We start from the raw sequence: 14,139 nt of genomic DNA, 5'->3' as shown, positions 1-14,139 counted from the left end.
CCCCCACCTCAAAATTCAGCGGAAGCAAAGAAGTTAGGTGGGGGATCAACTGCCCGTAAAAGCCCGATTGGTTCAACTAATAATCAGTGGGGGATGAAAAAAACCCCCCACTGATTAAAGTTTCACTTTATACTCTTTCGAAAAAAGGGTGGATTTGCTTATTTTCTGTTAAAGATAAGAGAAGTGAATGACAATATAAACGTAATTATTTATTCCAACGTAAGTCAATCATTTAGCACATAAATTTGGAGGGATCTATATGCATATGCAATTAAAAGGAAAAACAGCACTGGTTACTGGATCTACGGCAGGGATTGGAAAAGCAATTGCCACTTCATTAGTAGCAGAAGGAGCTACGGTACTTATTAATGGACGTCGTGAAGAAAATGTTAATCAAACGATAAAAGAAATTCGAGCGCAGTATCCTGATGCTATCCTTCAACCCGTAGTAGCTGATTTAGGAACAGAACAAGGGTGCCAAAATGTGATTGAAAAGTACCCTGAAGTAGACATTCTTATTAACAACTTAGGAATTTTTGAACCTGTAGAATATTTTGATATTCCTGATGAAGATTGGTTTAAATTTTTTGAAGTCAATATTATGAGTGGTGTTCGACTTACTCGCTCGTATTTAAAAAAAATGATTGAAAGAAAAGAAGGAAGAGTTATTTTTATTGCTAGCGAAGCAGCTATTATGCCATCTCAAGAAATGGCTCATTATAGTGCGACTAAAACGATGCAACTCTCACTTTCTCGCAGTTTAGCTGAGCTGACGACAGGAACGAATGTGACTGTTAATACTATAATGCCTGGTTCGACTTTAACGGAAGGAGTGGAGACTATGTTAAATAGTCTGTATCCTAATGAGCAATTGACAATAGAAGAAGCTGAGAAGCGATTTATGAAAGAGAATCGACCAACCTCTATTATTCAAAGACTTATTCGACCAGAAGAAATTGCCAATCTTGTCACTTTCTTAAGTAGCCCACTTTCCTCAGCGATTAATGGTTCCGCGTTGCGAATAGACGGGGGATTAGTACGTAGTGTATTTTAATAAAAAAGCAAATTGCGGTATGAAAACAGCCGAATTTTTCTACTATAAGAAAAATTCGGCTGTTATTTTTTACTTGTTGTAAAGGAGGAAAAGTGTTTAGCGTTGTGTCATCTCTTAAGAAAAAGATAAGGTGATTTAAAGCAATTTCGCTGTTATTTTCAAACAACAAATATTTGTTATTTGTATTATTTAGTGAAAGTTACCAAACGTTTTTCAAGACTATTTTTCCTATTGCTTTATTCGATTCCAAATACTCATGTGCTTGTGCAACTTCATCAAACGTAAAAGTTTTCGAATCTAGCAATGGGCGAAGTTTTCCTTCTTCTACTATTTGCGTTAGTTTATTTAAAATTTCCCCACAAGCGTCACGTTTATCTGTATGTAATATTTTTAACGCCATAAAAGTAACGTGCAGAGAGAGTCCTTTTGCGTGTAAAGGAGAGAGGTCATGGGTTGAACGAGCTGCAATTGTTACGACAGTTCCATTGACTGCAGCAGCTTCAAAAGAACGATCGAGATTCTTGCCACCTACTGTATCAAATATAACTTCAAATCCGTTGCCATTCGTATGTTTTTGCACATATTCTTGAACAGATTCTTCTTTATAATTAATAGCTACGTCAGCTCCCAGACGATGAGCTATTTCAATTTTTTTCTGCTGAGAAGCTGTTGTAAAAACTTTAGCACCTGCCCATTTAGCTAATTGAATGGCTACGTGTCCTACGCCACCAGTAGCTCCATGAATGAGTACATTTTGACCAGATGTAATATTTGCACGATCAAATAAAGATTCCCAAGCTGTAATTGCAATTAATGGTAGAGCTGCTGCTTCTTCCATTGTTATATTGTTAGGTTTGTGAGCAATTAATCGCGTATCAGCAAGCATAAACTCTGCAAGTGCACCACCAGTTTCTTTAAAACCTCCGGCACACCCGTATACTTCATCGCCAGCTTTGAATTTCGAAACACCTTCGCCAACTTCTATAACAATACCAGCGACGTCCCCGTGTAATATAGATGGAAATTCAGGAGCAACTGATGAAACAGCGCCACTGCGCATTTTCGTATCGATTGGATTTACACTAGTTGCTTTTACATGGATTAGAACATGACCAGGTAAAAGTTTCGGTTTTGCAACTTCTTCTAATTGAAATACAGATGAATCTCCAAAAGAATGGATAATTTGTGCTTTCATTAATCCTTACCTCCTGTTCGTGGTTATAGCATAGCAAAGTACAAAAAATAAGTATAATATTATGATTTAGTTAAAAAATGAACGCCGGTTAGCGTTTCACTTAATTCCCAAAGCATGTCTGCATAGTCTGTATTACTAGCCCAAGGTCTAACTCCTGATGGCTCTGGATTGTCAGCAGAAACAGCTTCTGCAATATCAACATTTTCGCAATACACGCCACCTTTGTCATCAAGTTGATCGTTTACGGCGCACCATACAATTGTAGCGGCCCCTTCTGGGATACTTTTAAATTCTTCATCGTATTTTATTAAAGCTCGATTTCCATGCTCGTCCAGTGCTCCCATTGAACGCATTTCTTCATCAGTTAAATTTCGAGATAAACTTGTGACGATTGTTCCAGGGTGGGCAGAGAATGCACGTACATGAAATTCTTTACCACGTTTATCTAATTCGACCGCAAATAATGCATTTGCTGTTTTGGATTGTCCGTAAGCTTGCCATTTGTCGTAATGACGATTTGTAAAGTTTGGATCGTTATAATCAACACCACAAATACGATGACCGCGCGAACTAACTGATACAACTCTTGCTCCATTTGCTTTAACTAAAGCGGGCCAAAGTCTTGCTGTTAATTGGAAATGACCTAAATGATTTGTTGCGAACTGGGATTCATATCCTCGTACATCGCGTTTTAATGGGTTAGCCATTATTCCTGCGCCGTTTACTAAAATATGTAGTGGACGTCCAGTACTAAGAAATCTATTTGCAAAAGCATCTATAGAATCAGGATCAATAAGATCTAGTTTTTCCAATTCCACCCGCGGAATATTTGCAGTAGCTTCTTGAGCTTGTTCTATTCTTCTGGCTGGTACGATAACTGTAGCGCCAGCTTCCGCAAGTACGCGCGTGATTTCAAGTCCTAATCCTGAATATCCTCCAGTTACAATAGCTATCTTTCCGCTTAAATCTTTTCCACCTAGAGCCTCTTTAGCGGTAGTTCTTGCGCCGAATCCAGAATAAATTGGTTTTTGAATTGTGTTTTCATTATTATTGTTCATTGTGTAACTCCATCTCCGTTCCTTCATTAACTTTCCCTGTTTTTATACGCTCAAAGTGAGTAATTTTATAATTTATAATATCTAAAGTTGCTTGCAAATTCGTTAGTTGTATTGTGATTTGTTTTTGATGTTCCTCAAGTATTGTTTTGCAAGCTTCATCGTTTTTTTCTCGTGAAAATTTCATATATTCTTGTATTTTATTTAATGGCATTTGTGTTCTTTTTAGATGATTAATGAAAAGTATTCGATCGATATCTAATTGAACATATTGCCTATTATTATTCCCATTTCTATTAGCTGGGGGAAGAAGGTTAATTTTTTCGTAGTATCTAATTGTATCTGTACTTAATCCTGTTTTCTTTGCAACATCTGATATTGTGAATATATCGTTCATTTGTAATTACACTCCTTTCACTACAAGTGTATGACTTGAAGTTAACTCCAAGTCAATCATTTTGTTTGAGGAATTTTTATAAAGAGAAGGAGATTGCATGAAATAGTGTAGCGCACATGCAAAAGCAACTTTGGAAGTTGCTGAAGGAAAGGGAATTGTTATTTTGTGTAGCATGAATTAGTGCTGAAAGTGATAAGCAAGCATGTAGTATAGGTACTTAAAAGTGCCTACATCACTTTAAAGTACGTACTGTTATTCATGTTATGACCGATTTATAATAACACTCGTAGCACAAAGAAAGTTATAACGATTACAATCGGCGACAATGTGGTGTTACAGTATTGCCTATCAATTTTGAGAAGAAATATGAAAAGTATAGATTTATATGAATGAAGGAAAGTGAGTGAAACACATGGAAAAGTTTGCGAATCATTTTGGATATAATCGTATGTTTGCGAAAGATCAACTTACATTAGGAGTTCACATTCCGATTGAAAATTATCAGTTTCATGCGCCAACGATGGAAAAACAAGTAGAGTTAGTGCAAAAAGCGGAACAATATGGTTTTACAGGCGTATGGCTTCGTGATGTTTTGCTGCAAGACCCTGACTTTGGAGATCCTGCAACAGGTCAAATTTACGATATGATGATTTATTTAACGTATTTAGCAAGCAAAACAGAGAAAATCGCATTCGGAACATCGGCAACTGTATTGTCACTTCGCCATCCATTGCGTGTAGCGAAAGAAATTGCGACATTGGATGAACTGTTTCCAGAAAGAATTATGCTCGGCGTTTCATCAGGTGACAGACGTGCCGATTTCAAGGCGTTAGGTGTTAGTCATGAAACACGAGGTGAAAAGTTTAGAGAAGCGTTTGCTTACTTGGAAGAGATTTTGTATAAAAACTTCCCGTCTATCCAGTCGACGCTAGGAGGAGTGAATGGAGCGAATTTAGTTCCAAAACCGTCTAAACGTGTTCCAACCTTTATTACAGGTTTTAGTCAGCAAAATATGGACTGGTTCGCTGAACATGGTGATGGATGGATGTACTACCCACGTAGTCCGGTGCATCAGGCGGCAGCAATTGGACAATGGAGAGAACTAGTAGAGGATTATCATCCAAATGTATTCAAACCATTTATACAACCGATGCATTTAGACTTATCTGAAGATCCAAATGAACGTCCTACACCGATACGTTTAGGTTACCGTACAGGACGTAAGGCGCTAATTGAATTACTTGATATATATAAAAGTATTGGTGTGAATCATTTATTCCTTGCTCTATTTGATGGTCAACGTCCAGCTGAAGAAGTATTGGATGAGTTAGGAGAAGAAGTGCTACCTCATTTCCCAGCATTGTAAAGGAGTGAAAAGAATGAAAGCGATAGGACTTATGCAATATGGAGATAAAAGTGTACTACAAGAAATTGAAATGCAGACACCGCTATTGGGAGACAACGATGTACTGATTGAAGTATATGCAGCTGGTGTAAATCCCGTGGATTGGAAAATACGTGAAGGTTTACTTCAAGATGTAATTTCTTATGATTTCCCGCTCGTTTTAGGATGGGATGTTGCAGGGGTAGTTGCTGCTATAGGGCCGAACGTTACAGCATGTAAAGTGGGGGATGAAGTATATAGTCGTCCAGAGATTGAACGAAATGGTACGTATGCAGAGTACGTGGCTGTAGATGAGAAGTATGTGGCGAAAAAACCGAGAAATCTATCTTTTGAGGAAGCAGCATCAATCCCTCTTGTAGGTTTGACAAGTTGGCAAAGTTTAGTGAAATTCGCTAATGTTCAAAAGGGGAATAAGGTTTTAATTCATGCTGGATCTGGGGGGATTGGTACGTTTGCTATTCAGCTAGCGAAAAGCTTCGGTGCACATGTTGCAACTACGACTAGTACGAAAAACATGCAGTTTGTAAAGGATCTAGGCGCTGATACTATCGTCGATTACAAAACGGAAGACTTTTCTTCGCTTTTGCATAATTACAATATTGTATTTGATGTGTTAGGCGGAGATGTACTAAAGGATAGTTATAAAGTGCTTGCACCAAATGGAAAGTTAGCGTCTATTTATGGTCCGAAAGGTATGGAAATTCCGCAAACCGAGATATCAAGAGAGAAAAATATTGAGAGTGACCATATATTTACTGAACCTAACGGATATGAACTTTCTCTTATTACAGAATTAATTGAGGGCGGGAAGATTAAACCCGTTGTAACGCATGTGTTGCCTTTACATGTAGAAGGCGTAAAAAAAGCACACCACATAAGTGAGTCAGAACGTGCTCTTGGCAAAATTGTATTAAAGAAACATTGGTAAAGTATGAGGATTTAGAGAGAGCGTTGTGCTAAGTAGCGAATGAGCTAATATATTCTTTTCTAGCAATTGTTTTAAAAAGGGAGATAGCAAATGGATTCAATGACATTTCTTTTATCCCGCATTAACGGGCAGTAAGACCCCCGCCTTAAAATTCAGCGGAAGCAAAGAAGTTAGGTGGGGGATCAACTGCCCGTAAAAGCCCGATTGGTGAAGGCTAATAATCAGTGGGGATGAACAAAACCCCCACTGATTAAAGTTTCACTTTATTCGGAGCGACAGGGGATTTAGCGAAACGCAAAATTTACCCTGCTTTATACAAACTATTTAGTAATCAACATATACCGCAATCTATTTCGATTATCGGTATTGGCAGAAGGGTAATGTCAGATGTGGAATTTCAAACAAAGGTAGAACAATCCCTTGCTACATTTTCTAGAAGAGCTACTGATGACGAATCAGGAGTAGAAGAATTTATTAGCACATTTCGTTATTGTCAATTAAATACAGCGAATATAGAGGACTATCAAGATTTGTTGCGTCTTGTAAAGAGACGTGAAACAGAATTAAACATTCCTGAAAACCGCATGTTTTACCTATCTGTTATACCAGAAGTATTTTGATGTCATTGCTTTAAATATTAAGGAAAGTGGATTGTGGGCTACAAAAGGATTGAACCGTTTTATTATAGAGAAGCCTTTTGGTTATCATGTAACGTCTGTTCACGAGTTTAACGAAAAATTAATTGAAGATTTTGATGAAACTGATATTTATTATATCGATCATTATCTTTGAAAATGAATGGTAACTCAGGATAAACTTAGAAAAGTATTACGAAATAAATAGTATGTAATTTAAGACATATTTATTGACGATAATAATTTATGTAGTTAATATACTAGACATAAGATTATTTAATTACTAAAAGTAATCAAATATAAAATATTTCGTTAAATTCTATAAATAAGTACGTTGTAGTAGAAACGCTTTGAATTGCCACTATTAATATTGGGGACAATTAGAAGGCGAAAGGTATAAAAAGAATTGGAATTTGATAACTCTTTGTTTTTTATAAAAACATGAGCTTCTGTACAATTCATTTTTAATATATTGACCAGGATTATACAACAAGAGGGGGACTGAAATTGGAATCAATGACCTTTGTTTTATTTGGAGCGACAGGGGACTTAGCGAAACGCAAAATTTACCCCGCACTATATAACTTATATAGAGATCAAAAGCTTCCAAAGCAAATATCTGTTATCGGGCTTGGGAGACGTGAAGTATCTCATGTAGATTTTCAAAAAAGAATAAAAGAATCAATAGAGACGTTTTCTCGTCATAGAGAAGAAGGGACTTCAGAGCTCGAAGGTTTTTTAGATAATTTTCGCTATTGTCCATTAGATGTGAGTAAGCCGGAAGACTATGAGAGATTATTACAAGTCGTTCGTGAAAGGGAAGAAGAACTACATATAAAAGGAAATAGAATGTTCTATCTTTCCGTTGCTCCTGAATTTTTCGAGACAATCGCTTTAAATATTAAGGAAAGCGGACTTGATAAAACGGATGGATGGAAACGCCTAATGATTGAGAAACCGTTCGGGCACGACCTTACATCTGCTCGTGAGCTGAATGATAAGCTTAGTCGCACGTTTGAAGAAGACGAGATATACCGTATTGATCATTATTTAGGTAAGCCGATGATTCAAAACCTTGAAGCACTAGAATTTGCAAATCCTGTTCTCCAATCGATTTGGAATAAAGAACATATAGCGAATGTACAAATCACAGCGAGTGAAACAGTTGGGGTTGAAGAAAGGGCAGGATATTATGATCAGGCAGGAGCCATTCGAGATATGGTTCAAAATCATATGTTACAAATATTAATGATGACTGCTATGAATTTGCCGGAAAAGGTTAATGCATGTGAAATTCGAGAGGAAAAGCGAAAGGTAATGGAGACGCTTCGTAAAGTGAAAAAAGAAGACGTTCAAAACCATATCATTCGCGGACAATATGGTGCAGGTGAGATAAACGGTCAACAAGTTGTAGCATATAAAGAGGAGCCAGGAGTAAATCCTTCTTCTAACATAGACACATTTGTTGCTGCTCGCTTGTGGATCGATAATCCATTTTGGACTGGCGTTCCCTTTTATATACGAACAGGCAAACGAATGAAAGAAAAGTCTACTCGTATTGTAATCGAATTTAAAAATACGTTAAAACAGCAATATCAAGATAGTAATCCAAATGCAGCACCTAACTTGTTAATAATTGAAATTAGCCCAGGTGAGAACGTTTCATTACAGTTAAATAGTAAAAATCCATTGAAAAATGGAGAAATTGAACCGATGCGTATTAACTTTACTTGTGAGCAAGCGGATGTGGGAGTACCTGAAGCGTATGAAAGACTCATTCATGATGCTGTGAGTGGAGATGCTACATTCTTTGCACATTGGAGAGAAGTTGAATTGTCATGGGAATGGGTACAACCAATTCTTGAAGCATTCGAAGAAAACTTATTACCACTTCATGAATATGAGTCGGGTTCATATGGTCCAGATGCGTCTAATGAACTATTGCAAGAAAGTGAATTTAAATGGTGGTTAGATCAAGAAACGAAAAAATAAGTACTTTCTTTCATGAAAGCATTTAGGGGGACGATTACTATGACACAAAACATAAATCAATTAGCAGTGAATACAATTCGTACGTTATCAATTGATGCTATTAATGCGGCAAATTCAGGTCATCCAGGTCTTCCGATGGGAGCAGCGCCAATGGCTTATGCATTATGGGCGAATCATTTAAATCATAATCCTAATCATCCAAAATGGTTTAACCGTGATCGCTTCGTTTTATCGGCGGGACATGGATCTAGCTTATTATATAGCCTACTTCATTTAGCTGGATATGACGTTTCAATTGATGACTTGAAAAACTTCAGAAAATTAAATAGTAAAACGCCAGGACATCCTGAGTTTGGTCACACTTCAGGAGTTGAAGCAACTACAGGACCGTTAGGGCAAGGGATTGCCAATGCTGTCGGAATGTCAATGGCAGAAGCGCATTTAGCAGCGAAGTTTAATAAGGATGGTCACTCTATTATAGATCACAATACGTACGCTTTAGTTGGAGACGGTGATTTAATGGAAGGTGTCGCTTATGAAGCGATGTCAATGGCAGGACATATGAAACTTGGCAAGTTAATTGTGCTGTATGATTCAAATGAAATTTCACTTGATGGTGAATTAAACATTGCTTTCTCTGAAGATATGCAGAAAAGGGTAGAATCTGCACATTGGCAATATGTAAGAGTTGAAGATGGAAACGATGTTGATGCGATTACAAAAGCGATTCAATTAGCGAAAGACAATACGGACCAACCTACTCTTATAGAAATTAGAACCATTATAGGTTACGGAAGTCCAAAAGTTGCTGGAACGAACAAAGCACATGGTAACCCGCTTGGATTAGAAGAAGCGACAGCGACAAAACAAGTGTATGGTTGGCATTATGAAGAAGACTTTTTTGTACCTGAAGAAGTAACAGCTCATTTTAATGAACTGAAACAAAAAGGTATTGAAAAAGAACATGGCTGGAATGAGCAGTTCAACTTATACAGAGAGTCAAACCCTGCACTAGCAGATGAATTAGAAAAAGCGATTACAGGTGAAGTTTTAATCGAAGCGAAAGACATTTTATCCTTCGATACTGAAAAAACGATTTCAACTCGTGTTGCAAGTGGGGAAGCTATTAATCATTATGTGAAATCGATTCCTTCTATTTTCGGTGGAAGTGCAGATCTTTCTCATTCTACGATGACAGATATAAAAGGTGAAGTAGTGTATGCGGTAGAATCGTATGCTGGCCGAAATATATATTTCGGTGTACGTGAACATGCAATGGGCGCGGCAGCGAATGGACTGGCACTTCATGGAGGAGTAAAACCGTTCGTGAGTACATTCTTTGTATTTAATGATTACCTTCGTCCATCTATTCGACTCGCTGCATTGCAAAAGTTACCTGTTACGTACGTATTTACACATGATTCGATTGCTGTAGGAGAAGATGGTCCAACGCATGAACCTATTGAACATTTAGCAGCTCTTCGGGCAATTCCTGGTTTAACAGTTATCCGCCCATCAGATGCAAATGAAACAGCAAGTGCGTGGGCTTATGCTTTACAGCAAACGGATGGTCCAGTCGTTTTAGTACTCAGCCGTCAAAATTTACCGGTGTTTCATGAAACGAAAGCGAACATAGAGAATCTTTCTAAAGGCGCTTACGTATTAGCACAAACGAATGAAAATCCGGATGTGATTTTAATTGCGACAGGTTCTGAAGTATCCTTAGCTGCTAGTGCAAAAGCGAAACTAGAAGAAGACAATGTCTCTGTTCGTATCGTTGCAATGCCAAGCTGGGAGCTATTCGATCACCAATCGAAAGAATATAAAGAATCCGTTCTTCCGTCTTCTGTAACGAAACGAGTATCTCTTGAGATGGGTGTCTCTCTCGGTTGGGAGCGTTATGTAGGACAAGAAGGAAAAATATTATCGATTGAAACATTTGGAGCTTCAGGAACTGGGGCTGAAGTCATGAATCTATTTGGATTTACGACAGAAAATGTTGTTCAAATTACAAAAAATGTATTGAATTCTTAAGCTATGACTGTGAATACCTTTCTGGACAGATCAACTTATCAGTGCTGAAAGGTATTCAAAATCGTAGTGATATGGATTTTTAATAAAAGATGATTTGAGGAGGAATTATATTATGCAAGTAGGATTAATTGGTTTAGGTAAAATGGGATTAAATTTAGGGAAAAATTTAATGGATCATAAACACGAGGTAGCAGCATTTGATTTAAATACGAGCGCAGTAGAAGAAATGAAAGAGTATGGGGCAACAGGTACATCTAGTTTAAGTGAACTTGTTCAGTCATTACAATCACCAAGAATTCTTTGGGTAATGGTACCACACGCTGTTGTTGATTCTGTTATTGATGAGGTTACACCATTGCTTTCAAAAGGAGATATTTTAATTGAAGCGGGTAATTCACATTATAAAGAGTCTATTCGCCGATATGAGCAATTAAAGAAAGATGGCATTCACTTTATGGATGCAGGAACTTCTGGCGGAATGGAAGGCGCTCGTAATGGTGCTTGTTACATGATCGGAGGAGATCAAGAAGCTTGGGACATCGTTGAACCTATCTTCCGCGATACTGCTGTAGAAAATGGATTCTTATATGCCGGAAAAGCTGGTAGTGGTCACTTCTTAAAAATGGTTCACAACGGAATTGAATACGGTATGATGGCTGCTATTGGTGAAGGATTTGAGATCCTAGAGAAAAGTGAATTTGACTACGATTATGAAAAAGTATCAAAAGTATGGAACAACGGTTCAGTAATCCGTTCATGGCTAATGGAATTAACAGAAAATGCATTTTCTAAAGATGCAAAACTGGATGAAATTAAGGGTGTTATGCATTCTTCTGGTGAAGGAAAATGGACAGTAGAAACAGCATTAGATCTTCAAACAGCAACTCCTGTTATCGCAATGTCGTTATTAATGCGCTATCGCTCATTAGACAATGATACATTTACAGGAAAAGTAGTAGCAGCTCTGCGCAATGAATTTGGCGGACATGCTGTAGAAAAGAAATAAAGTGACACTTTAATAAGTAGGGGCTTTATTCCACACCAATCGGGCTTTTACGGGATAAGCATATTAAACATGTAACTCATCAACGTTTAAAAACTGGAGGGAATTGATCATGAAATTTTTTATTGATACTGCAAATCTTGAGGACATAAAAAAAGCATATAAACTTGGAGTTTTAGCTGGTGTTACAACGAATCCTTCTTTAGTAGCAAAAGAGGGCGTTAAGTTTGAAGACCGTATCGCAGAAATTTGTCAGGCAGTACCTAAAGTTGAGTCTGTTTCGGCAGAAGTAACGCCAGATGCTGTTACAGCTGAAGAAATGATTGCTCAAGCAGAAGAATTAATTAAAATTAACGGTGGCGATAAAAACGTCACGATAAAACTTCCAATGACGCTAGCAGGATTAGAAGCTTGTCGCTATCTTACTGAAAAAGGTGTGAAAACGAACGTCACACTTATCTTCACGGTGAACCAAGCACTTTTAGCAGCTCGAGCAGGTGCAACGTACGTTTCTCCATTTTTAGGACGTTTAGATGATATTTCTGAAGATGGTGTGCTCTTAGTTGCGAAAATTGCTGAGCTATTCGATATTCATCAATTAGATACACAAATTATTGCAGCTTCTGTCAGACACCCAGATCATGTAACTCGTGTAGCGATGGCAGGTGCTCACATTGCAACAATCCCTTATAAAGTAATTGAACAACTTGCTATGCATCCATTAACAGATCAAGGTATTGAAAAGTTCGCTGCAGATTGGGCGAAAGCACCTAAATTATAATATATGAAAGTGAAGGAGGCTTTCCGAAAATTGCTTTTCATGAGAGGACAGATTCCTAGGTAACTTCATCGTTTAACTTGGATCCTGAGTTAGGAGTCTTACTACGTGAAAACAGTAAGAGAAGAAAGTGTCATTCACTTTTGAAGAAGGAAAATTTGCTCGCATGAAGCATGTATCACAATAACATTATAATTATTAAAGAGAAATCCCCTTATTAGAGAGAGTAGTTAACGTGTATCTCTGATAAGGGAGATTCTTTTTGTATAAATTATTATTTTGTGAAGATAATTTGTATATCGATATATAAATTCTTACTCATGAAAGAACTATATAGGTTCTCTTAATTGTATAGCATTTTTGAAAGGGTTTACATAAAGGGGTGGAACTGAGTATGAATATGTACCTTTTAATGATTACATTATTATCAATTGTAATTGTTATTTTAGGAGTATCGTGGTGGAGATGGCATGCGTTTATTAGTTTAACGATTGCAAGTTTGTTTTTAGCAATTATGTCTGGAATGCCAATGGATAAAATAGTGAGCGCTTATGAAACGGGAGTCGGAAGTGTTCTCGGGCATTTAGTAGGTATTTTAGTATTAGGTACAATTCTAGGGAAAATGATGGCAGAGTCAGGTGCTGGAATGCAGGTGGCAGAGTTCTTTATTAAATCCTTTGGAATAAAAAACTTACCATGGGCGATGTTAATTGCAGGTTTTATTATTGGAATTCCGGTGTTTTTTGAAGTAGGCATTTTAATATTATTGCCGTTAGTAATTTCTATTCATAAAACAACGAGACAAAATATTTTATTGATAGCATTACCAGCAATTGCTGGGTTATCTGTCGTACACGGCCTTGTTCCTCCGCATCCAGGGGCAATCGTTGCAATTGGTATTTATAAAGCGAATCTTGGGAAGGTACTATTGTATTCACTCATTATTACATTTTTTGCAGCGGTTATTGCAGGTCCTATATTCGCTAAATGGATTCACAAACGTGTAATTCCTGAAAATGAGCCAGAATTGATTCGTGTAAATACAAAATCAACGAAATTACCAGGAATAGGAGTTTCATTTTTAGTTATATTGTTACCTGTTATGTTAATGGTTTTAGCTGCAGCAGCTCCTTATGTGCCTCTTTCTAATACTTTAATGAAGATTATCACATTAATCGGTAGTCCTATAATTGCGCTATTGATTGCATGTTTTGCAGCTTTCTATTTTCTTGGATTTCGTCAAGGTATCGATAAAAAGGCTATTAAGAAGGTAACAGAAGATAGCTTATTACCAATCGGCTCTATTGTTGCGATTATTGGTGCTGGCGGCGGATTTAAGCAAATTCTTATCGATAGTGGCGTAGGTAATGCTATTGCTCAAATGTCTGAGCATTTAGCTCTATCTCCAATTGTATTAGCATTTATGGTAGCTGGATTAATTCGAATTGCGACAGGATCAGCGACAGTCGCATTAACAACAGCAGCGGGTATCGTTTCGCCAATCGTTGAAAATACGACAGGTGTGAATTTAGAATTACTCGTCATTGCAACAGGTGCAGGAGCACTTATGTTTTCACACGTAAACGATGCTGGTTTTTGGATGGTAAAAGAATACCTAGGGTTAACAGTGAAAGAAACATTTAAAACATGGACAGTATTAGAA

The 14,139-nt window shown here is 37.3% G+C and carries 11 protein-coding genes and 1 pseudogene; 9 read left to right on the top strand and 3 right to left on the bottom strand.

The window, feature by feature from the left end; all coding sequences use genetic code 11:
- Positions 1-259 precede the first annotated feature (259 nt).
- Positions 260-1,054: an SDR family NAD(P)-dependent oxidoreductase gene (locus JDS92_RS27310; protein WP_097959640.1), complete on the top strand. Its 795-nt coding sequence runs from the start codon at positions 260-262 to the stop codon at positions 1,052-1,054.
- Between the two features lie 199 nt (positions 1,055-1,253).
- On the opposite strand, the gene JDS92_RS27305 is transcribed toward JDS92_RS27310, so the two are convergent.
- From JDS92_RS27305 to JDS92_RS27295, 3 genes are read right to left on the bottom strand one after another with little or no spacing between them, the layout of a single operon-like run.
- Positions 1,254-2,249: a zinc-dependent alcohol dehydrogenase family protein gene (locus JDS92_RS27305; RefSeq protein WP_097959641.1), complete on the bottom strand. Its 996-nt coding sequence runs from the start codon at positions 2,247-2,249 to the stop codon at positions 1,254-1,256.
- Positions 2,250-2,308: 59 nt separating this feature from the next.
- Positions 2,309-3,307: an oxidoreductase gene (locus tag JDS92_RS27300; RefSeq protein ID WP_199632839.1), complete on the bottom strand. Its 999-nt coding sequence runs from the start codon at positions 3,305-3,307 to the stop codon at positions 2,309-2,311.
- Positions 3,297-3,701, bottom strand: a complete 405-nt coding sequence (locus JDS92_RS27295) for a MerR family transcriptional regulator (protein WP_097959643.1) — start codon at positions 3,699-3,701, stop codon at positions 3,297-3,299. Before JDS92_RS27295 ends, JDS92_RS27300 begins: the two co-directional genes overlap by 11 nt.
- 412 nt (positions 3,702-4,113) lie before the next feature.
- On the opposite strand from JDS92_RS27295, the gene JDS92_RS27290 reads away from it, so the two are divergent.
- The 8 genes and pseudogenes from JDS92_RS27290 to gntP all read left to right on the top strand — a co-directional run.
- Entirely contained in the window at positions 4,114-5,067 is a 954-nt protein-coding gene (locus tag JDS92_RS27290) for an LLM class oxidoreductase (RefSeq protein ID WP_097959672.1), read from the top strand.
- A gap of 13 nt (positions 5,068-5,080) precedes the next feature.
- Entirely contained in the window at positions 5,081-6,034 is a 954-nt protein-coding gene (locus JDS92_RS27285) for an NADP-dependent oxidoreductase (protein WP_097959644.1), read from the top strand.
- A 299-nt stretch (positions 6,035-6,333) separates the two neighbouring features.
- Positions 6,334-6,826: pseudogene (locus JDS92_RS27280) on the top strand (glucose-6-phosphate dehydrogenase).
- A 350-nt stretch (positions 6,827-7,176) separates the two neighbouring features.
- Positions 7,177-8,661 carry a glucose-6-phosphate dehydrogenase gene (gene zwf, locus JDS92_RS27275; protein ID WP_000445347.1) on the top strand — a complete coding sequence of 495 codons (1,485 nt, stop codon included), beginning with the start codon at positions 7,177-7,179 and terminating at the stop codon, positions 8,659-8,661.
- 39 nt (positions 8,662-8,700) lie between these two features.
- The gene (gene tkt, locus JDS92_RS27270; protein ID WP_199632838.1) at positions 8,701-10,695 is read left to right on the top strand and encodes a transketolase; all 1,995 of its coding nucleotides are present in this window, start codon (positions 8,701-8,703) and stop codon (positions 10,693-10,695) included.
- Positions 10,696-10,807: 112 nt separating this feature from the next.
- Positions 10,808-11,701 (top strand): phosphogluconate dehydrogenase (NAD(+)-dependent, decarboxylating), encoded by an 894-nt coding sequence (gene gnd / locus JDS92_RS27265; RefSeq protein WP_001195919.1) that lies wholly within the window; start codon positions 10,808-10,810, stop codon positions 11,699-11,701.
- A gap of 109 nt (positions 11,702-11,810) precedes the next feature.
- Positions 11,811-12,479 (top strand): fructose-6-phosphate aldolase, encoded by a 669-nt coding sequence (gene fsa, locus JDS92_RS27260; protein WP_000667688.1) that lies wholly within the window; start codon positions 11,811-11,813, stop codon positions 12,477-12,479.
- 391 nt (positions 12,480-12,870) lie between these two features.
- A partial coding sequence (gntP, locus tag JDS92_RS27255; protein WP_199632837.1) for a gluconate permease GntP occupies positions 12,871-14,139 on the top strand: 1,269 nt, incomplete at its 3' end.

This window comes from Bacillus cereus group sp. N12, from assembly GCF_016483575.1.
In the GTDB taxonomy this organism is placed as follows: domain Bacteria; phylum Bacillota; class Bacilli; order Bacillales; family Bacillaceae_G; genus Bacillus_A; species Bacillus_A toyonensis.
This window is presented reverse-complemented; position numbering and strand designations above follow the sequence as displayed.

What these genes read in the sequence shown, in the direction of transcription:
- JDS92_RS27310 (WP_097959640.1), top strand. Translation starts at nt 260, where the DNA reads ATGCATATGCAATTAAAAGGAAAAACAGCACTGGTTACTGGATCTACG.
- JDS92_RS27305 (WP_097959641.1), bottom strand. Translation starts at nt 2,249, where the DNA reads ATGAAAGCACAAATTATCCATTCTTTTGGAGATTCATCTGTATTTCAA.
- JDS92_RS27300 (WP_199632839.1), bottom strand. Translation starts at nt 3,307, where the DNA reads ATGAACAATAATAATGAAAACACAATTCAAAAACCAATTTATTCTGGA.
- JDS92_RS27295 (WP_097959643.1), bottom strand. Translation starts at nt 3,701, where the DNA reads ATGAACGATATATTCACAATATCAGATGTTGCAAAGAAAACAGGATTA.
- JDS92_RS27290 (WP_097959672.1), top strand. Translation starts at nt 4,114, where the DNA reads ATGGAAAAGTTTGCGAATCATTTTGGATATAATCGTATGTTTGCGAAA.
- JDS92_RS27285 (WP_097959644.1), top strand. Translation starts at nt 5,081, where the DNA reads ATGAAAGCGATAGGACTTATGCAATATGGAGATAAAAGTGTACTACAA.
- tkt (WP_199632838.1), top strand. Translation starts at nt 8,701, where the DNA reads ATGACACAAAACATAAATCAATTAGCAGTGAATACAATTCGTACGTTA.
- gnd (WP_001195919.1), top strand. Translation starts at nt 10,808, where the DNA reads ATGCAAGTAGGATTAATTGGTTTAGGTAAAATGGGATTAAATTTAGGG.
- fsa (WP_000667688.1), top strand. Translation starts at nt 11,811, where the DNA reads ATGAAATTTTTTATTGATACTGCAAATCTTGAGGACATAAAAAAAGCA.